Here is a 19,721-nt window from a genome sequence, read left to right as displayed (position 1 = left end):
GTGCATACCCTGGAGTATACCCATACCTATAAATGATTACTCCTAAATTGCCAGTGGAGTATGCATCTGAGGGTAGGGGGAGCAGGGACGCGTCAGCGCCGTGAAAAACAACGTCTTTTTGACCTGATTTGCCTACTCACTAAGGATAAGACCTTTTTTCGTGCCGCAAATCCTCGCACTTTTCCTTTGATTTATATCAACTTACCGCCGCCCTAAAACCCTAATGTTTGCAGCATCATTCGAGAATCAGAGGTGTCTATGAGTCACTCATCCGCTCCCGAAAGGGAAAATGGTGCCGTTATTACAGACTGGCGTCCAGAGGATCCGGCGTTCTGGCAACAGCGCGGCCATCGTGTAGCAAGCCGGAATCTGTGGATTTCCGTTCCGTGTCTGTTATTAGCGTTTTGCGTATGGATGTTGTTTAGTGCAGTGGCGGTAAATCTGCCAAAAGTTGGGTTTACGTTCACAACCGATCAGCTGTTTATGCTGACCGCGTTACCGTCACTGTCTGGCGCGCTGCTGCGCGTTCCTTACGCCTTTATGGTGCCGGTCTTTGGTGGCCGTCGCTGGACGGCATTCAGTACCGGGATCATGATCGTGCCTTGCGTGTGGCTCGGCTTCGCGGTGCAGGATACGTCCACGCCGTTTAGCGTGTTCGTGATCATCTCCCTGCTGTGCGGTTTTGCGGGTGCGAACTTCGCCTCCAGTATGGCGAACATCAGCTTCTTCTTCCCGAAAGCGAAACAGGGTGGCGCGCTGGGCATTAACGGTGGTCTGGGCAACATGGGCGTGAGCGTGATGCAGCTGATCGCGCCGCTGGCGATCTCGGTGTCCATTTTTGCTGCCTTTGGTGGCGGTGGCGTTGAACAGGCGGATGGTTCTTCCCTCTACCTGCAGAACGCCGCCTGGATTTGGGTGCCGTTCCTGGTGGTCTTCACCCTGGCAGCGTGGTTCTTTATGAACGATCTGTCTGCGTCGAAGGCGTCACTGAGTGAACAGCTGCCGGTGCTGAAACGTGGACACCTTTGGGTGATGGCGCTGCTGTATCTGGCCACCTTCGGGTCGTTTATCGGTTTCTCTGCCGGTTTCGCCATGCTGTCGAAAACCCAGTTCCCGGACGTGCAGATCCTGCAATTCGCCTTCTTTGGTCCATTTATTGGCGCGCTGGCTCGCTCACTGGGCGGTATGGTTTCTGACCGTCTGGGCGGTACCCGCGTGACGCTGGTGAACTTTGTCGTGATGGCGGTCTTCTGTGCGTTGCTGTTCCTGACGCTGCCAGCGGACGGACAGGGCGGTAACTTCATCGCCTTCTTCGGCGTGTTTATGGTGCTGTTCCTGACGGCCGGTTTGGGGAGTGCGTCCACCTTCCAGATGATCTCCGTGATCTTCCGTAAGCTGACGATGGATCGCGTGAAAGCGCAGGGTGGAAGCGAAGAGCAGGCGATGCGTGAAGCGGCGACGGATACCGCTGCTGCGCTGGGCTTTATCTCTGCCATCGGTGCCATTGGCGGCTTCTTTATCCCGAAAGCGTTCGGTATTTCGCTTGACCTGACCGGTTCCCCGGCGGGTGCGATGAAAGTGTTCCTTGTGTTCTATATCGCCTGCGTTGTGATTACGTGGCTGGTATATGGCCGTAATACCAAGAAAAATAAGTAAGTGTGATTATCCGTTTGCGCGGCCTTGGGGCCGCGTTTTTTTTGTTCTGGAAGTAGTTACAACATACTGATGGGTTTGCACAGAAGCGCGCCGGTAACACTGTGATCGCCGTCGCCTTGCAGGGAGGTCTACCCCTTAATACCTGAGATGTTAAATTTTGCCGTGGTTATTGTACGATGAAATGAAAATGTCATTAAAAATCATATTATTATGAATTTTTAAAATCTACCGCTTTGGTGGTATTTGGCCTAACCCCACCCCTGAAAGTCCCTCGTCGCCTTGATCGTTATCAATTCTCCTCCTCTTTCAGAGCGTTACCTTCGCTGCAAATCAGCAATGTCGATTTAGAGAGCCACAGGCTCCACACAGGAGATACCCGATGAGCAAATTTTTGGACCGGTTTCGCTACTTCAAACAGAAGGGTGAAACTTTTGCCGATGGGCACGGCCAGGTTCTGGATACCAACCGGGACTGGGAGGACGGTTACCGTCAACGCTGGCAGCATGACAAAGTTGTCCGTTCTACCCACGGCGTAAACTGCACTGGCTCATGTAGCTGGAAGATTTTCGTTAAAAACGGTCTGGTGACTTGGGAAATGCAGCAGACCGACTATCCGCGCACCCGCCCGGATATGCCGAACCACGAACCGCGCGGCTGCCCGCGTGGCGCCAGCTACTCCTGGTATCTCTATAGCGCTAACCGTCTGAAATACCCGCTGATGCGTAAGCGTCTGATGAAAATGTGGCGTGAAGCGAAAGTGCAGCACAGCGATCCGGTTGATGCCTGGGCGTCCATCATCGAAGATGCGGATAAAGCGAAAAGCTTTAAGCAGGCTCGCGGCCGCGGTGGCTTTGTTCGTTCCTCCTGGAAAGAGGTAAACGAGCTGATTGCCGCCTCTAACGTCTACACTGTCAAAACCTACGGCCCTGACCGCGTGGCAGGCTTCTCGCCGATCCCGGCGATGTCGATGGTCTCTTACGCCTCCGGTGCGCGCTATCTGTCACTGATCGGCGGCACCTGTCTGAGCTTCTACGACTGGTACTGCGACCTGCCGCCTGCGTCTCCGCAGACATGGGGCGAGCAAACCGACGTGCCGGAATCTGCTGACTGGTACAACTCAAGCTACCTCATCGCCTGGGGCTCTAACGTTCCGCAGACCCGTACCCCGGACGCGCACTTCTTTACCGAAGTCCGCTACAAAGGGACCAAAACCGTTGCGATCACCCCGGACTACGCGGAAATTGCTAAACTGTGTGACCTGTGGCTGGCACCGAAACAGGGTACCGACGCCGCGATGGCGATGGCGATGGGCCACGTTATGCTGCGCGAATTCCACCTCGATAAACCAAGCCAGTATTTCACCGACTATGTACGTCGCTACACCGACATGCCGATGCTGGTGATGCTGGAAGAGCGTGACGGTTACTACGCCGCTGGCCGTACGCTGCGCGCCGCCGATCTGGTGGACGCGCTGGGCCAGGAAAATAACCCTGAATGGAAAACCGTTGCGTATAACAGCAACGGCGAGCTGGTGGCACCTAACGGCTCTATCGGCTTCCGCTGGGGTGAGAAGGGCAAGTGGAACCTCGAACAGCGTAACGGTACCACCGGTGAAGAGACGGAACTGCGTCTCAGCATGCTGGGCAGCCAGGACGAGATCGCCGAGGTCGGCTTCCCGTACTTTGGAGGCGAAGGATCAGAGCATTTCAACAAGGTTGAACTGAAAAATGTTCTGATGCATAAACTGCCGGTTAAACGCCTGCAGCTGGCTGATGGCTCAACGGCGCTCGTCACTACCGTTTACGATTTGACCATGGCGAACTACGGTCTGGAACGGGGTCTGAATGATGAAAACTGCGCAACCAGCTATGACGACGTAAAAGCCTACACCCCGGCATGGGCGGAGCAGATCACCGGCGTTCCTCGCGCACAGATTACCCGTATCGCCCGTGAATTTGCAGAAAACGCGGATAAGACGCACGGTCGCTCAATGATCATCGTCGGCGCGGGTCTGAACCACTGGTATCACCTCGATATGAACTATCGTGGCCTGATCAACATGCTGATCTTCTGCGGCTGTGTCGGTCAGAGCGGCGGCGGTTGGGCCCACTACGTAGGCCAGGAAAAATTGCGTCCGCAGACCGGCTGGCAGCCGCTGGCGTTTGCCCTTGACTGGCATCGTCCTGCACGTCACATGAACAGTACCTCGTACTTCTATAACCACTCCAGCCAGTGGCGCTACGAGACGGTTACCGCGCAGGAATTGCTGTCGCCAATGGCGGATAAATCCCGCTACAGCGGCCACCTGATTGACTTCAACGTCCGCGCTGAGCGCATGGGCTGGCTGCCGTCTGCGCCGCAGCTGGGGACTAACCCGCTGCGCATCGCGGAAGAGGCGAAAAAAGCAGGAATGTCACCGGTGGATTACACCGTTAAGTCCCTGAAAGACGGCTCAATCCGTTTCGCGGCTGAACAGCCAGAGAACGGCAAAAACCATCCGCGTAACCTGTTCATCTGGCGCTCCAACCTGCTGGGCTCGTCCGGTAAAGGTCACGAGTACATGCTGAAATACCTGCTCGGTACCGAGAACGGTATCCAGGGGAAAGATCTCGGCAGGCAGGGTGGCGTGAAGCCGGAAGAGGTGGAATGGAAAGACAACGGTCTGGACGGCAAGCTGGATCTGGTGGTGACCCTCGACTTCCGTCTGTCCAGTACCTGCCTGTATTCCGATATCGTGCTGCCAACCGCGACCTGGTACGAAAAAGACGACATGAATACCTCGGATATGCATCCGTTTATTCATCCACTGTCTGCCGCGGTTGACCCGGCGTGGGAGTCGAAAAGCGACTGGGATATCTACAAAGATATCGCGAAGAAATTCTCTGAAGTGTGCGTCGGGCATCTGGGCAAAGAGACCGACGTGGTGACGCTGCCAATCCAGCACGACTCTGCGGCCGAGCTGGCGCAGCCGCTGGACGTCAAAGACTGGAAAAAAGGCGAATGTGACCTGATCCCGGGCGTGACCGCGCCGCACATCATTCCGGTGGAGCGTGATTACCCGGCGACGTACGAGCGATTTACCTCTATCGGTCCGCTGATGGAGAAAATCGGTAACGGCGGGAAAGGGATTGCCTGGAATACCCAGAGCGAAATGGATCTGCTGCGTAAGCTCAATTACACCAAAGCGGACGGCCCGGCGAAAGGCCAGCCAATGCTGAACACGGCGATTGATGCCGCAGAGATGATCCTGACCCTGGCGCCGGAAACCAACGGCCACGTGGCGGTGAAGGCGTGGGCAGCGCTGAGCGAGTTTACCGGTCGTGACCACACGCATCTGGCAACGAATAAAGAGGAAGAGAAAATCCGCTTCCGCGATATTCAGGCCCAGCCGCGCAAGATTATCTCCAGCCCGACCTGGTCAGGACTTGAAGATGAGCATGTCTCCTATAACGCCGGTTACACCAACGTTCACGAGTTGATCCCATGGCGCACGCTGTCCGGTCGTCAGTCCCTGTATCAGGATCACCAGTGGATGCGTGACTTCGGTGAAAGCCTGCTGGTGTACCGTCCGCCAATCGACACCCGCTCCGTAACCGCAGTTATGGGCGCGAAATCCAACGGTAACCCTGAAAAGGCGCTGAACTTCCTGACGCCGCACCAGAAGTGGGGGATCCACTCGACCTATAGCGACAACCTGCTGATGCTGACGCTTTCGCGCGGCGGTCCGATTGTCTGGATGAGCGAGACGGATGCCAAAGAACTGGGTATTGAAGATAACGACTGGATCGAGGTGTTTAACAGCAACGGTGCCCTGACGGCACGTGCGGTGGTGAGCCAGCGCGTACCGGCCGGGATGACCATGATGTACCACGCGCAGGAACGTATCGTTAACCTGCCGGGGTCAGAAATCACCGAACAGCGCGGCGGGATCCACAACTCCGTGACCCGTATTACGCCGAAGCCGACCCATATGATCGGGGGCTATGCGCAGCTGGCCTACGGCTTTAACTACTACGGCACCGTAGGATCGAACCGCGATGAGTTCGTGGTGGTACGTAAGATGAAGAACATTAACTGGTTAGACGGCGAAGGTAATGACCAGGTACAGGAGAGCGTAAAATGAAAATTCGTTCACAAGTCGGCATGGTGCTGAATCTGGATAAATGCATCGGCTGTCACACCTGCTCGGTCACCTGTAAAAACGTCTGGACCAGCCGTGAAGGTATGGAGTACGCCTGGTTCAACAACGTGGAAAGCAAGCCGGGTACCGGCTTCCCGACCGACTGGGAAAACCAGGAGAAGTGGAAGGGCGGTTGGATCCGTAAAATCAACGGCAAGCTGCAGCCGCGCATGGGTAACCGCGCGATGCTTCTGGGGAAAATCTTCGCTAACCCGCATCTGCCGGGCATTGAGGATTACTACGAGCCGTTTGACTATGACTACCAGAACCTGCACAACGCGCCGGAAAGCAAACACCAGCCGATCGCGCGTCCTCGCTCGCTGATCACCGGCAAGCGCATGGACAAAATTACCAGCGGTCCAAACTGGGAGGAGATTCTGGGCGGCGAGTTCGAAAAACGCGCCAAAGACCAGAACTTCGAGAACATGCAGAAGGCGATGTACGGCCAGTTCGAAAACACCTTCATGATGTATCTGCCGCGCCTTTGCGAGCACTGCCTGAACCCGGCGTGCGTGGCGACCTGCCCAAGCGGCGCCATCTACAAGCGTGAAGAGGACGGCATCGTCCTGATCGACCAGGACAAATGCCGCGGCTGGCGTATGTGCATCACCGGCTGCCCGTACAAAAAAATCTACTTCAACTGGAAGAGCGGGAAATCAGAGAAGTGCATCTTCTGCTACCCGCGTATCGAAGCAGGTCAGCCAACCGTCTGCTCCGAAAGCTGCGTAGGCCGTATCCGCTACCTCGGCGTGTTGCTGTATGACGCAGACGCGATTGAAAATGCCGCGAGTACCGAGAACGAGAAAGATCTGTATCAGCGTCAGCTTGACGTGTTCCTTGACCCGAACGATCCGAAAGTCATTGAGCAGGCGCTGAAGGACGGTATTCCACAGAGCGTTATCGACGCGGCGCAGCAGTCGCCGGTGTATAAAATGGCGATGGACTGGAAGCTGGCTCTGCCGCTTCATCCTGAATACCGCACGCTGCCGATGGTCTGGTACGTGCCGCCGCTGTCGCCAATCCAGTCTGCTGCCGATGCAGGCGAGCTGGGCAGCAACGGCATTCTGCCGGACGTCGAGAGCCTGCGTATCCCGGTTCAGTATCTGGCAAACCTGCTGACCGCAGGGGATACCCAGCCGGTACTGCTGGCGCTGAAACGTATGCTGGCGATGCGTCACTTTAAGCGTGCGGAAACCGTTGATGGCGTTAACGATACCCGCGCGCTGGACGAGGTCGGTCTGACTGAAGCGCAGGCCCAGGAGATGTACCGCTACCTGGCAATTGCCAACTATGAAGACCGTTTCGTGGTGCCGAGCAGCCACCGTGAACTGGCTCGCGAGGCCTTCCCGGAGAAAAATGGCTGTGGCTTTAGTTTTGGCGACGGTTGCCATGGGTCAGACAGCAAATTCAACCTGTTTAACAGCCGCCGCATCGACGCCATGGATGTGACCAGCAAAACGGAGCCGCACCAATGATTGAACTCGTCATTGTTTCGCGTCTGCTCGAGTATCCGGATGCTGCGCTTGCGCAGCATCAGCAGGAGCTTTTTGATGCACTCGCGTCATCTGAAAACCTGGATAAAGAGGATGCCCAGACGCTGGGCGTTTTCCTCCGCGACCTGTTAGCGCGCGATCTGCTCGACGCGCAGGCGGACTACAGCCAGCTGTTTGACCGTGGCCGTGCAACGTCGTTACTGCTGTTCGAACACGTTCATGGTGAATCCCGCGACCGGGGTCAGGCGATGGTGGACCTGATGGCTCAGTACGAGCAGCACGGCCTGATGCTCGACAGCCGCGAGCTGCCGGACCATCTGCCGCTGTACCTGGAGTATCTGGCTCAACTGCCGAAAGACGAGGCGCTGGGCGGTCTGCAGGACATCGCGCCGATCCTGGCGTTGCTCAGCGCGCGTCTTCAGCAGCGTGAGAGCCGCTATGCGGTGCTGTTCGACCTGCTGATGAAGCTGGCAAACGCCGCTGTCGACAGTGAAAAAGTGGCGGAGAAAATCGCGGATGAAGCCCGCGATGATACCCCGCAAGCGCTGGATGCGGTCTGGGAGGAAGAGCAGGTGAAATTCTTTGCTGAGCAGAGCTGCGGCGAGTCTGAAATCTCCGCTCACCAGCGTCGTTTTGCCGGGGCGGTCGCTCCGCAATATTTGGATATCTCTAACGGAGGACGGCACTAATGCACTTCCTGAATATGTTCTTCTTTGACATTTACCCGTATATCGCGGGCACCGTGTTCCTGGTGGGAAGCTGGCTGCGTTATGACTACGGCCAGTACACCTGGCGTGCTGCCTCCAGCCAGATGCTGGATCGTAAGGGGATGCACGTCGCGTCTAACCTGTTTCATATCGGGATCCTCGGGATTTTTGCCGGGCACTTCCTCGGGATGCTGACCCCGCACTGGATGTACGAAGCGTGGCTGCCGATTGAGGTGAAACAGAAGATGGCGATGATCGCGGGCGGTGCCTGCGGCGTGATGACCCTCGTCGGGGGCCTGCTGTTGCTGAAACGTCGTCTGTTCAGCCCGCGGGTGCGGGCAACGACCACCGCGGCGGACATCCTGATCCTTTCCCTGCTGGTGGTGCAATGCGCGCTGGGTCTGCTGACCATTCCGTTCTCGGCGCAGCATATGGACGGCAGTGAAATGATGAAGCTGGTCGGCTGGGCGCAGTCCGTGGTGACTTTCCACGGTGGCGCGTCCGAACACCTGGACGGCGTGGCGTTTATCTTCCGCGTTCACCTGGTGCTGGGGATGACGCTGTTTGTGCTGTTCCCGTTCTCCCGTCTGGTACACATCTGGAGCGCGCCGGTGGAGTACCTGACGCGCAAGTATCAGATTGTGCGTGCCCGTCGCTAATTCACCGTTTTAATACCAACCCCGCACTCGCGGGGTTTTTTTTCGCCCCAGCCCAGGTTGTTGCCCGCTGCGGCAAACAGGATTAACGCGCCACCCGCCAGCTGCGTCAGGTTCAATGCGTGTCCGAACACCAGATTATCTACAATAATTGCCACCACCGGATAGATAAACGACAGGGAGCCGGTCACCGGCGTTGGCAGTTTCTGGATCGCGCTATACAGCAGTTGATACATAATACCGGTATGGACGATGCCCAGCGTCAGCAAGATCGGCCAGGGAAAATCACCGGAGAGCGACGGCTGACTGGCAAAAGGCAGCAGCATCACCACGCCGGTCAGCACCTGGATAAAAGCGATATGCTGTGGGGCGATTGTTTTGAGTTTGCGCGCAATGATTGCTGTCAGCGCATAGAAGAAGGCCGCGGCCATGGCCAGACCAACCCCTGCGAGCCATTTACTGTTATGGGCTCCGGTCAGCTCACTGGAGAGCAATATCACCACTCCGCCAAAGGCGAGGAACAGCCAGCCCCATTTTACCAGGCTGACGCGCTCACCTAAAAACATCCCCATCAATACCAGCATAAACGGCTGGGTGTTATATACCACGGTAGACAGGCCAATAGAGATACGTTCGTAAGCGGCGAAAAGCAGTAGCCAGTTCACAACTAATGCCACACCCCCGAGAATCGCCAGCATCAGCGTGGTGCGGGTGAGGGGACTAAAGGGCTTTTGACTGACCCGGATAAAAATAAAAAGTGTTATGGCCCCAATAAGACAGCGCCAGAAGACCACTTCCGTGACGGGCAGACCGGAGAGTAAAACAAACGCACCGATAGAGCCGGAAATTAACATCGCCAGGCTCATTTGCCAGACGCCTTTATGGAAATCACGCATTATCCACCTCCTGATTTAATGACCTTATTGTCGAAAATCGCTGTCGGGTTTTACAGGGGTGATATAAGGTGAAAGAGAGTAATGACTTTTTAAAATGAGGCAAAATTGATGGAAAGCCTTCTCGATGAGATCGACAGACACATATTAACCTGCCTGGTTGAAGATGCGCGCATGTCGTTGAAGGTGCTCAGTGGCCGTATCGGTTTGACCTCACCCAGCACGGCAGAACGGCTGAAAAGGCTGGAAGAACGCGGTGTGATTCAGGGATATCGTGCGCGGGTGAATCTGGCGGCGTTGGGATATACGCTGCAGGCGCTGGTGCGCGTGCGGCCGCTGCCTGGGTTGCTGCATAAAGTGGATAAGTACATTCAGGCGATGCCGGAGTGTATTGAGAGCGACAAAGTGACCGGGGAAGATTGCTTCGTGATCAGGCTGGTGGTGCGCTCGATTGAGCAACTGGATGTGTTGCTGGACGGGCTGGCGGAACATGCGCAGTGTAATACGTCGATTGTGAAGAGTTCGCCGGTGAAGCGACGATTGCCGCCGATGTAGCTGCCTGTCGCCGGGTGGCGGCTGCGCCTTACACGGCCTACAAAAGTGGGCTAAGTTCGGTTCTGTGATGATTTTTTTAAATGATGGTGGTGGGGGAAGGATTCGAACCTTCGAAGTCGATGACGGCAGATTTACAGTCTGCTCCCTTTGGCCGCTCGGGAACCCCACCAGGGGTAATTCACATTTTGAGGTAATGCTGAGAGATGGTGGTGGGGGAAGGATTCGAACCTTCGAAGTCGATGACGGCAGATTTACAGTCTGCTCCCTTTGGCCGCTCGGGAACCCCACCACGGGGTAATGCTATTTACTGGCCCGCTTCCTGCTGGAAGCGGGGCGCATCATATCAAATGACACGCCCCTGTAAAGCGTTACCACAATAAAAATAAACTGGTTGCCTGATTTTTACGCGCAAAGCTGTAAAGCTAACCAGTTCATTTCATTGTCGATTAAAGAATAATCGTTCTGTTACCGTAGACAAAGACACGCTGTGCCAGTACCTGATACAGCGCACGGCTTAACACATTTTTCTCAACGTCACGGCCAGCGCGCATCATGTCTTCAGCCGTGTAGGTGTGATCCACGTGAATGACGTCCTGCATGATGATTGGACCTTCGTCCAGATTGTCATTCACGTAGTGCGCGGTCGCGCCGATGATCTTCACGCCGCGCTCGTACGCCTGATGGTAAGGGCGGGCACCAATGAAGGCTGGCAGGAATGAGTGGTGAATGTTGATGATCTTGTTCGGGAAACGCGCCACGAAAGAGGGCGTCAGCACGCGCATATATTTCGCCAGCACCACGTAGTCCGGATTATGCGCTTCAATGGCTTCAGCCATCAGGTTGTCATGCTCTTCACGGGTATGGCCTTCATGGCTCACCAGTTCAAACGGAATATCAAACCGTTCAACCAGCGTACGCAGGGTCTCGTGGTTGCCGATAACCGCGGCGATTTCAACATCCAGACCGCCGTAATTGGCTTTCATTAGCAGATCGCCCAGGCAGTGAGCTTCTTTCGTCACCAGAATCACAACGCGGCGACGGCCCGCTGGATTCAGCTCACGCACCGAACCTTCCGGCAGCGCGCTGTCCAGATCGGCAAGCAGGGTGGTGTCGTTGAAAATACCTTCCAGTTCGGTTCGCATGAAGAAACGACCGGTACGGTGGTCAACGAACTCGTTGTTCTGCACGATATTCAGTTCATGTTTGTAGCAAATGTTGGTAATTCGAGCGATCAGCCCTTTTTGATCGGGACAGATAGTGCGCAGAACTTTACGTTGTAATGATTGCATCGCCGGGAAATCCTGTTTGTATTTGCGAAGTCTGGGTTGTCAGGCGTTACTGCCCGCAACACTTTTTAAATTTTTTACCTGAACCACAAGGGCAGGGATCGTTACGACCAAACTGTGGGCGCGTACCGTCAATATAATACCATTGCCCGCTTTCCTTTAAGAACCGGGAACGCTCGATAATGGCGCCAGGTTTATTGTTCTCGGTAAAGCGGGCGACAAAGCTGACAAAGCCTTCGTCGTCGTGACTGCCGGGTGACGATTCAAAGACGGTAAGTCCTAGCCATTGGGTATGCGTAAACCCGGCTTCGATCTCTTGTCTGAAGTCGGCGGCGTGGCAGGATGGGTGCCAGGTTTTTATCAGGTAGTCTGCGTCTTTGATCACAAAAGCAGTATACCGTGAACGCATGAGGTGTGACGGATCCGGTGCAACCTGATTGCCAGAAAGATATCGCTGGCAACATAGGCTATACTCCAGAGCGCTACCACAGGGGCAGAGTTGAGACACGATTCTCTTCCTGGAATAAAAAATAAGGGCGTTAAACGCCTCGGGTAGCACTATGTTAACTGAGCTGTTGCGTTGACGCTATGTCAGGAATCCAGGGGAAGTAAAACAGGGCTAATGAGAAAGGTTAAAATTGGACTGGCGCTGGGCTCAGGTGCAGCCCGGGGATGGTCCCACATCGGCGTGATTAATGCCTTAAACAAGATGGGCGTTGACGTCGATATCGTTGCGGGATGTTCCATAGGATCGCTTGTCGGCTCCGCGTATGCGTGCGGCAAACTCCCGGAACTCGAAACCTGGGTACGTTCCTTCAGCTACTGGGACGTGCTTCGCCTGATGGATCTCTCCTGGCAGCGCGGTGGACTGTTGCGCGGCGAACGCGTCTTTAACCAGTTCCGCCAGGTTATGCCTCTTCAGGACTTCACGGATTGTCAGATGCCTTTCGGTGCCGTCGCGACGAATCTCAGCACCGGACGCGAACTCTGGCTGACCGAAGGAGATATTCACCTTGCGGTGCGTGCCTCATGCAGCATTCCCGGGCTTATGGCACCTGTCCCCCATAACGGTTATTGGCTTGTCGATGGTGGCGTCGTTAATCCTGTTCCCATCTCTCTGACGCGTGCCATGGGGGCCGATATCGTTATTGCCGTGGATTTGCAGCACGATGCTCACCTGATGCAGCAAGACCTTATGCCGGTCAATCTCCAGAGCGAAGATGCCGAAGGCGAGAAGCTTGCCTGGCACGCGCGTTTGCGTGGAAGGATTGGGCGTCTGGCCGCACGACGCTCGGTCGCCGCACCGACGGCGATGGAAATCATGACCACCTCTATTCAGGTTCTTGAGAATCGCCTTAAACGTAACCGTATGGCTGGCGATCCTCCGGATATTCTTATTCAGCCATACTGTCCACAAATCTCTACCCTTGATTTCCATCGGGCTGAGGCCGCCATCGCAGCGGGCTCATTAGCCGTCGAAAAGAAAATAGACGAGTTGCTGCCATTTGTGCGAACAGCACGTTAAGCACCTTTTTTTGACTACTTCAGCAAAATCTGACAGGCGATAGTACCGATAGCATGCCACTATTTAGTAACTATCAGCCAGGGGAGGAACCATGACGCAGCCATTGGCCGGAAAACACATTTTGATTGTTGAAGACGAGCCCGTTTTCCGATCGCTACTGGATTCATGGTTATCCTCACTGGGCGCAAACACGTTACTGGCTGAAGATGGCATCGACGCGCTGGAAAAAATGACCAGCATTGCGCCCGATCTGATGATTTGCGATATCGCGATGCCGCGCATGAACGGACTGAAACTGGTTGAACATCTGCGTAACGAGGGTGACCAGATGCCCATTCTGGTGATCTCTGCGACAGAAAATATGGCGGATATCGCCAAAGCATTGCGCCTTGGCGTCCAGGATATCCTGCTTAAACCCGTTAAAGATCTGAACCGGTTACGTGAAACGGTATTAGCGTGCCTCTATCCGAATATGTTTAATTCCCGCGTTGAGGAAGAGGAACGTCTTTTCCAGGACTGGGACGCGCTGGTAAGTGATCCGCCTGCGGCAGCCAAACTGTTGCAAGAACTTCAGCCACCCGTTCAGCAGACTATTTCACACTGCCGAGTAAATTATCGCCAGCTGGTGGCGGCTGACCAGCCTGGGCTGGTGCTGGATATTGCGCCACTGTCTGACTCTGATCTCGCGTTTTATTCTCTGGACGTAACCCGTGCAGGGGATAATGGCGTATTAGCCGCGTTGTTACTTCGTGCGCTATTTAACGGTTTATTGCAGGAACAGTTATCGCATCAGGGACAACGGCTTCCTGAGTTAGGCAGTTTACTCAAACAAGTAAACCAGCTTTTTCGTCAGGCCAATTTACCGGGACAGTTCCCGCTGCTGGTGGGTTATTACCATAGCGGTTTAAAAAATCTTATCCTCGTTTCAGCAGGTCTGAATGCGTCACTGAATACGGGCGAACACCATATTCAGGTGAGTAACGGTGTACCGCTTGGAACACTGGGTACGGCGTACCTTAATCAAATTAGCCACCGTTGTTCCTCATGGCAGTGCCAAATTTGGGGGGCTGGGGGAAGGCTACGCTTAATGTTGTCCACGGAATAAGCAACTGGAGCGTAATTTTAAGATTGCTTTACCTCTGTTTTCTCGGGAGTGCTACTATCGCAGCCCAGAATCATGCGTATTTGTCCTAATTGATCGGCAACGCGTTCTTTTCAGACCCGGACTGTAGGGCGAGGCTGATATACTCAACGCGTTATTTATTGCATAAAAGTTCAAAACTTGAACAAATCAGGAGAATTTGAATGGCTGCCCTAAATTCGAAAGTCAGAAAGGCCGTCATCCCGGTAGCGGGATTGGGGACCAGGATGTTACCAGCAACTAAGGCGATTCCTAAAGAGATGTTGCCTCTGGTTGATAAGCCATTAATTCAGTATGTCGTCAATGAGTGTATTGCAGCCGGCATCACTGAAATTGTGCTGGTTACGCATTCATCAAAAAACTCTATCGAAAACCACTTCGATACAAGTTTTGAACTCGAAGCCATGCTGGAAAAACGTGTTAAGCGTCAGCTGTTAGAAGAAGTTCAGTCTATTTGCCCTCCGCACGTCACCATTATGCAGGTGCGTCAGGGGCTGGCTAAAGGCCTGGGTCACGCGGTGATGTGTGCACACCCGGTTGTCGGTGATGAGCCGGTAGCGGTTATTCTGCCTGACGTTATTCTGGATGAATACGAATCCGATCTTTCCCAGGACAACCTGGCAGAGATGATCAAGCGTTTCGATGAAACGGGTAGCAGCCAGATCATGGTTGAGCCTGTTGATGACGTGACGGCTTACGGCGTGGTTGACTGCAAAGGCGTTAACCTTGAACCAGGCGAAAGCGTACCCATGGTTGGCGTTGTAGAGAAGCCTAAAGCCGACGTAGCGCCTTCTAATCTGGCGGTTGTGGGTCGCTATGTCCTGAGTGCTGAAATCTGGCCTCTGCTGGCGAAAACGCCTCCAGGCGCAGGGGATGAAATCCAGCTGACCGATGCTATCGATATGCTGATCGAGAAAGAGACCGTTGAGGCTTACCATATGAAAGGTAAGAGCCATGACTGCGGTAATAAGCTCGGTTATATGCAGGCTTTCGTTGAATATGGCATTCGCCACAATTCACTGGGTGAAGAATTTAAAGCCTGGCTCAATGAGAGTATGGGTATTAAGAAATAACCCCCCCGGTGTAAATGTCTGAAACCGGTGTGGCGTTGCCCACCGGTTTTTTTATGCCCATAAAACGCCCCGGGGTGCCTGATTGTAAGCATAGCTATATCGATGAATAACGCTTTATGACGTTGTGTAAGAGGATGTTTGCAATAAATTGCGGCCAAAAAAAATCCCGCCAGAAGCGGGATTTTTCTGAATTCGGCGTGATTAATCCTTGATCAGGAAGTCATCCAGCTGTTTACCTTGCTCATCCATAGCTTTCTTGATTACAGCAGGAGTGCGGCCCTGGCCAGTCCAGGTTTTAGTTTCGCCGTTCTCATCAACGTAGCTATATTTAGCAGGACGGGCAGCGCGTTTTGCTTTGGTACCGGTTTTAGCTGCAGCCATGCTGTTCAGCAATTCATTTGGATCGATACCATCAGCAATCAGCATTTCACGATATTGCTGCAGTTTACGAGTACGCTCTTCGATTTCAGCAGCAGCAGCGCTTTCTTCTTCGCGACGTTCATTAACTACAACTTCTAATTTTTCCAGCATTTCTTCGAGCGTTTCAAGGGTACATTCTCTTGCCTGCGCACGAAGAGTACGGATGTTGTTCAGAATTTTAAGTGCTTCGCTCATTGTAGTAATCTCAAACTTATAATGGGGGGTGGTTTGTTGTCCTAATAATAGAGCCATAAATTCAGTTGTGCAATAGCCAGGAATGTAAGGAATTCAAAAAATACTAAATAAAGCCGCTATTATTAATTACGCTAACTTAAATTTCCTCTTCGACTGTGTGTCGCTTGTTATCACGTTAACCTGCTTAACCCCGCCGATTGCATCTTTTTTTTGTGACATTTACCGCAGGAATTATAGTTTCGGCGGATAAATATCAGCCTTTTGTATTAGTTCCAGGCTGGGGTGTTAAGGCAGGAATAGTTAATAAATAGTGAATTTTAATGAACGCTGATGCCACTATAAAAAGAAGTGTTATGTTTGGCTCACCCTATAACATATTCACAAATGAGCTTATCTTTACTCTCTGTTTTAACGGATTATTTTCGTCAGAAGTAGCTGTTTTACACCTTTCAGCAAGGCATCTTCTGTGCGGCCTGTCGCGGAAGACCAGACAAAATATGGTACAATGAATCATCGGTAATATTACACATTGATTAGGGTTTTACGGCCAATGGCACAGCTTTATTTCTACTATTCGGCAATGAATGCCGGCAAATCTACCGCACTGCTGCAATCCTCATACAATTACCAGGAACGAGGGATGCGTACCGTTGTTTATACCGCTGAAATCGACGACCGCTTCGGTGCGGGGAAGGTGAGTTCAAGAATAGGCCTGTCTTCGCCAGCCAGATTGTTTAACCCGCAAACTGACCTGCTGAATGACATCCGCGCTGCGCATGCGTCAGAGCCTATTCATTGCGTTCTGGTTGATGAGAGCCAGTTCCTGACGCGTGAACAGGTTCATGCGCTCTCCGAAGTGGTGGATGAGCTGGATATTCCCGTCCTGTGCTACGGGCTGCGTACGGACTTTCGCGGGGAGCTGTTTGCCGGGAGCCAGTATCTGCTCGCCTGGTCAGATAAGCTCGTTGAACTGAAAACTATCTGCTTCTGCGGACGTAAAGCCAGCATGGTGCTTCGACTCGATCAGGCCGGAAAACCTTATGCAGATGGGGAGCAGGTGGTAATAGGCGGCAATGAACGCTATGTCTCGGTCTGTCGTAAGCATTATAAAGAAGCGCTGTCAGTCGGCTCTCTGACGGCGATTCAGCACGACAACAGAAAATAACCTCTTTGTTATTCAGACATAAAAAACCCGCCTGGAAGGCGGGTTTTTTGCATCAGGCTGTCAGTTAAGCGCTTTTCTTCGCTTTTTTGTCAGCTTTAATGACAGGTGCTTCTGTTTTCACAGCAGCAACGTCACCTTCTTTGAACTCACGACCGTAGTAGGTATCCAGCAGAATCTGTTTCAGCTCGGAAATCAGTGGGTAGCGCGGGTTAGCACCAGTACACTGGTCATCGAATGCATCTTCAGACAGCTTGTCTACGTGAGCGAGGAAGTCAGCTTCCTGAACGCCTGCTTCACGGATAGATTTAGGAATACCCAGTTCAGCTTTCAGGCTTTCCAGCCATGCCAGCAGTTTCTCAATCTTCGCAGCAGTGCGGTCGCCCGGTGCGCTCAGACCAAGGTGGTCAGCGATTTCAGCATAACGACGGCGCGCTTGCGGACGGTCGTACTGGCTGAAAGCCGTCTGCTTGGTTGGGTTGTCGTTGGCGTTATAACGGATAACGTTGCTGATCAACAGGGCGTTCGCCAGACCGTGAGGAATGTGGAACTGTGAACCCAGTTTGTGCGCCATAGAGTGGCAAACACCCAGGAAGGCGTTCGCAAACGCGATACCGGCGATAGTGGCTGCACTGTGGACACGTTCGCGCGCTACAGGGTTCTTAGAACCTTCGTTGTAAGACGCTGGCAGGTTTTCTTTCAGCAGTTTCAGTGCCTGCAGAGCCTGACCGTCAGAGAACTCAGATGCCAGAACAGAAACGTAAGCTTCCAGAGCGTGAGTCACGGCATCCAGACCACCGAAGGCACACAGTGATTTCGGCATTTCCATAACCAGGTTGGCATCAACGATAGCCATATCTGGGGTCAGGGCGTAGTCAGCCAGTGGGTATTTCTGACCGGTTGCATCGTCAGTTACTACTGCAAATGGCGTAACTTCTGAACCCGTACCGGAAGTGGTGGTGACGGCGATCATTTTCGCTTTCACGCCCATTTTCGGGAACTTGTAGATACGTTTACGGATGTCCATAAAGCGCAGCGCCAGTTCTTCGAAGTGGGTTTCTGGATGTTCGTACATAACCCACATAATTTTCGCGGCATCCATTGGGGAACCACCACCCAGAGCGATAATCACATCTGGTTTGAAGGAGTTCGCCAGTTCAGCACCTTTACGCACCACGCTCAGTGTTGGGTCAGCTTCAACTTCAAAGAACACTTCAGTTTCAACGCCAGACGCTTTCAGAACAGAGGTGATCTGGTCAGCGTAGCCGTTGTTGAACAGGAAACGGTCAGTCACGATGAGCGCACGCTTGTGGCCATCAGTAATCACTTCATCCAGCGCGATTGGCAGAGAGCCACGGCGGAAGTAGATAGATTTCGGAAGTTTGTGCCACAACATGTTTTCAGCTCGCTTAGCAACGGTTTTCTTGTTGATCAGATGTTTCGGACCAACGTTTTCAGAGATGGAGTTACCACCCCAGGAACCACAACCCAGAGTCAGGGAAGGTGCGAGTTTGAAGTTGTACAGGTCACCGATACCACCCTGAGAAGCAGGGGTGTTAATCAGGATACGGGCAGTTTTCATCATCTGACCGAAGTGAGCAACACGCTCAGGCTGGTTGTCCTGGTCGGTGTACAGGCAAGAGGTGTGACCGATACCGCCCATGGCAACCAGTTTCTCGGCTTTCTCTACCGCGTCTTCGAAATCTTTCGCACGGTACATGGCAAGCGTAGGAGACAGTTTTTCGTGAGCAAACGGCTCGCTTTCGTCGACAACTTTTACTTCACCGATCAGGATCTTGGTGGTTGCCGGAACGGTAAAGCCTGCGAGTTCAGCAATTTTATAGGCGGGTTGACCTACGATAGCGGCGTTCAGTGCGCCATTTTTCAGAATGATGTCCTGAACCGCTTTCAGCTCTTTACCCTGCAGCAGGTAGCCGCCGTGGCTGGCGAAACGCTCGCGTACAGCGTCGTATACGGAATCAACCACAACAACAGACTGTTCAGATGCACAGATAACGCCGTTATCGAAGGTTTTAGACATCAGTACAGAAGCAACGGCACGTTTGATATCAGCAGTTTCGTCGATAACAACAGGGGTGTTACCCGCGCCAACACCGATGGCAGGTTTACCGGAGCTGTATGCAGCTTTAACCATGCCAGGACCACCGGTCGCCAGGATCAGGTTAATGTCAGGATGGTGCATCAGTGCGTTGGACAGCTCAACGGAAGGTTGGTCGATCCAGCCAATCAGATCTTTTGGTGCGCCTGCGGCAATCGCAGCCTGCAGAACGATATCTGCTGCCTTGTTGGTCGCATCTTTTGCACGTGGATGTGGAGAGAAGATAATTGCGTTACGCGTCTTCAGGCTGATCAGAGATTTGAAGATAGCCGTTGAAGTTGGGTTAGTCGTTGGAACAATACCGCAGATAATACCGATAGGTTCAGCGATGGTGATCGTGCCGAAGGTGTCGTCTTCAGACAGCACGCCACAGGTTTTCTCATCTTTATAGGCGTTGTAGATATACTCTGAAGCAAAGTGGTTTTTGATCACTTTATCTTCAACGATACCCATGCCAGATTCGGCAACGGCCATTTTAGCGAGAGGGATTCGAGCATCTGCAGCAGCCAGAGCGGCAGCGCGGAAGATTTTATCAACCTGTTCTTGGGTGAAATTGGCATATTCACGCTGGGCTTTTTTAACGCGCTCGACGAGGGCGTTCAGTTCAGCGATATTAGTAACAGCCATAATGCTCTCCTGATAATGTTTTAAACTCTTTTA

15 protein-coding genes and 2 tRNA genes are annotated in these 19,721 nt (G+C 53.3%); 10 read left to right on the top strand and 7 right to left on the bottom strand.

Annotation, left to right across the window (positions count from 1 at the left end):
* Positions 1–258 precede the first annotated feature (258 nt).
* From L383_RS15495 to narI, 5 genes are all read left to right on the top strand, one after another.
* Positions 259–1,656 (top strand): NarK family nitrate/nitrite MFS transporter, encoded by a 1,398-nt coding sequence (locus L383_RS15495; RefSeq protein ID WP_014884177.1) that lies wholly within the window; start codon positions 259–261, stop codon positions 1,654–1,656.
* Between the two features lie 379 nt (positions 1,657–2,035).
* A complete protein-coding gene (locus L383_RS15500) occupies positions 2,036–5,779 on the top strand; it encodes a nitrate reductase subunit alpha (protein WP_023330581.1) in 3,744 nt (1,247 codons plus the stop codon).
* A complete protein-coding gene (narH, locus tag L383_RS15505) occupies positions 5,776–7,311 on the top strand; it encodes a nitrate reductase subunit beta (RefSeq protein ID WP_023330580.1) in 1,536 nt (511 codons plus the stop codon). Before L383_RS15500 ends, narH begins: the two co-directional genes overlap by 4 nt.
* On the top strand, positions 7,308–8,018 hold the full coding sequence (gene narJ / locus L383_RS15510; protein ID WP_014884175.1) for a nitrate reductase molybdenum cofactor assembly chaperone: 711 nt from the start codon (positions 7,308–7,310) through the stop codon (positions 8,016–8,018). The genes narH and narJ overlap by 4 nt, the downstream gene beginning before the upstream one ends.
* A complete protein-coding gene (gene narI, locus L383_RS15515) occupies positions 8,018–8,695 on the top strand; it encodes a respiratory nitrate reductase subunit gamma (RefSeq protein WP_023330579.1) in 678 nt (225 codons plus the stop codon). The genes narJ and narI overlap by 1 nt, the downstream gene beginning before the upstream one ends.
* Here the strand turns inward: narI and L383_RS15520 are convergent.
* Positions 8,692–9,588, bottom strand: a complete 897-nt coding sequence (locus L383_RS15520) for a DMT family transporter (RefSeq protein WP_023330578.1) — start codon at positions 9,586–9,588, stop codon at positions 8,692–8,694. The genes narI and L383_RS15520 overlap by 4 nt on opposite strands.
* Positions 9,589–9,696: 108 nt before the next feature.
* Here L383_RS15520 and L383_RS15525 point away from each other — a divergent pair, with 108 nt between their 5' ends.
* A complete protein-coding gene (locus L383_RS15525; protein ID WP_023330577.1) occupies positions 9,697–10,140 on the top strand; it encodes an Lrp/AsnC family transcriptional regulator in 444 nt (147 codons plus the stop codon).
* A gap of 84 nt (positions 10,141–10,224) precedes the next feature.
* On the opposite strand, the gene L383_RS15530 is transcribed toward L383_RS15525, so the two are convergent.
* From L383_RS15530 to L383_RS15545, 4 genes are all read right to left on the bottom strand, one after another.
* A tRNA-Tyr gene (locus L383_RS15530) sits at positions 10,225–10,309 on the bottom strand.
* A 35-nt stretch (positions 10,310–10,344) separates the two neighbouring features.
* A tRNA-Tyr gene (locus L383_RS15535) sits at positions 10,345–10,429 on the bottom strand.
* Positions 10,430–10,586: 157 nt separating this feature from the next.
* A complete protein-coding gene (gene purU, locus L383_RS15540; RefSeq protein WP_014884171.1) occupies positions 10,587–11,429 on the bottom strand; it encodes a formyltetrahydrofolate deformylase in 843 nt (280 codons plus the stop codon).
* 46 nt (positions 11,430–11,475) lie between these two features.
* Complete coding sequence (locus tag L383_RS15545) at positions 11,476–11,934, bottom strand: YchJ family protein (protein WP_023330576.1); 459 nt, start codon at positions 11,932–11,934, stop codon at positions 11,476–11,478.
* Positions 11,935–12,048: 114 nt separating this feature from the next.
* On the opposite strand from L383_RS15545, the gene rssA reads away from it, so the two are divergent.
* The 3 genes from rssA (at position 12,049) to galU (ending at position 15,165) form a co-directional block, all read left to right on the top strand.
* Positions 12,049–12,951 (top strand): patatin-like phospholipase RssA, encoded by a 903-nt coding sequence (rssA, locus tag L383_RS15550; RefSeq protein WP_023330575.1) that lies wholly within the window; start codon positions 12,049–12,051, stop codon positions 12,949–12,951.
* 91 nt (positions 12,952–13,042) lie between these two features.
* The gene (gene rssB, locus L383_RS15555) at positions 13,043–14,056 is read left to right on the top strand and encodes a two-component system response regulator RssB (RefSeq protein WP_014884168.1); all 1,014 of its coding nucleotides are present in this window, start codon (positions 13,043–13,045) and stop codon (positions 14,054–14,056) included.
* A gap of 200 nt (positions 14,057–14,256) precedes the next feature.
* A complete protein-coding gene (gene galU / locus L383_RS15560; RefSeq protein WP_014884167.1) occupies positions 14,257–15,165 on the top strand; it encodes a UTP--glucose-1-phosphate uridylyltransferase GalU in 909 nt (302 codons plus the stop codon).
* Between the two features lie 201 nt (positions 15,166–15,366).
* Here galU and hns read toward each other — a convergent pair whose 3' ends face one another.
* Entirely contained in the window at positions 15,367–15,780 is a 414-nt protein-coding gene (gene hns / locus L383_RS15565; protein ID WP_008502781.1) for a histone-like nucleoid-structuring protein H-NS, read from the bottom strand.
* A gap of 550 nt (positions 15,781–16,330) precedes the next feature.
* Here hns and tdk point away from each other — a divergent pair.
* A complete protein-coding gene (gene tdk / locus L383_RS15570; protein WP_023330574.1) occupies positions 16,331–16,945 on the top strand; it encodes a thymidine kinase in 615 nt (204 codons plus the stop codon).
* 64 nt (positions 16,946–17,009) lie between these two features.
* Here the strand turns inward: tdk and adhE are convergent, their stop codons facing one another.
* The gene (gene adhE / locus L383_RS15575; RefSeq protein ID WP_023330573.1) at positions 17,010–19,688 is read right to left on the bottom strand and encodes a bifunctional acetaldehyde-CoA/alcohol dehydrogenase; all 2,679 of its coding nucleotides are present in this window, start codon (positions 19,686–19,688) and stop codon (positions 17,010–17,012) included.
* Positions 19,689–19,721 lie beyond the last annotated feature (33 nt).

The sequence above is a fragment of the Enterobacter sp. MGH 37 genome (assembly GCF_000534515.1).
Lineage (GTDB): Bacteria > Pseudomonadota > Gammaproteobacteria > Enterobacterales > Enterobacteriaceae > Enterobacter > Enterobacter kobei.
Note: the sequence above shows the minus strand (reverse complement) of the source record. Positions and strands in the feature narration are given on the sequence as shown.

Excerpts from the sequence above, each read along its gene's own strand:
- L383_RS15495 (WP_014884177.1), top strand. The coding sequence starts at position 259 with ATGAGTCACTCATCCGCTCCCGAAAGGGAAAATGGTGCCGTTATTACA.
- L383_RS15500 (WP_023330581.1), top strand. The coding sequence starts at position 2,036 with ATGAGCAAATTTTTGGACCGGTTTCGCTACTTCAAACAGAAGGGTGAA.
- narH (WP_023330580.1), top strand. The coding sequence starts at position 5,776 with ATGAAAATTCGTTCACAAGTCGGCATGGTGCTGAATCTGGATAAATGC.
- narJ (WP_014884175.1), top strand. The coding sequence starts at position 7,308 with ATGATTGAACTCGTCATTGTTTCGCGTCTGCTCGAGTATCCGGATGCT.
- narI (WP_023330579.1), top strand. The coding sequence starts at position 8,018 with ATGCACTTCCTGAATATGTTCTTCTTTGACATTTACCCGTATATCGCG.
- L383_RS15520 (WP_023330578.1), bottom strand. The coding sequence starts at position 9,588 with ATGCGTGATTTCCATAAAGGCGTCTGGCAAATGAGCCTGGCGATGTTA.
- L383_RS15525 (WP_023330577.1), top strand. The coding sequence starts at position 9,697 with ATGGAAAGCCTTCTCGATGAGATCGACAGACACATATTAACCTGCCTG.
- purU (WP_014884171.1), bottom strand. The coding sequence starts at position 11,429 with ATGCAATCATTACAACGTAAAGTTCTGCGCACTATCTGTCCCGATCAA.
- rssA (WP_023330575.1), top strand. The coding sequence starts at position 12,049 with ATGAGAAAGGTTAAAATTGGACTGGCGCTGGGCTCAGGTGCAGCCCGG.
- rssB (WP_014884168.1), top strand. The coding sequence starts at position 13,043 with ATGACGCAGCCATTGGCCGGAAAACACATTTTGATTGTTGAAGACGAG.
- galU (WP_014884167.1), top strand. The coding sequence starts at position 14,257 with ATGGCTGCCCTAAATTCGAAAGTCAGAAAGGCCGTCATCCCGGTAGCG.
- hns (WP_008502781.1), bottom strand. The coding sequence starts at position 15,780 with ATGAGCGAAGCACTTAAAATTCTGAACAACATCCGTACTCTTCGTGCG.
- tdk (WP_023330574.1), top strand. The coding sequence starts at position 16,331 with ATGGCACAGCTTTATTTCTACTATTCGGCAATGAATGCCGGCAAATCT.
- adhE (WP_023330573.1), bottom strand. The coding sequence starts at position 19,688 with ATGGCTGTTACTAATATCGCTGAACTGAACGCCCTCGTCGAGCGCGTT.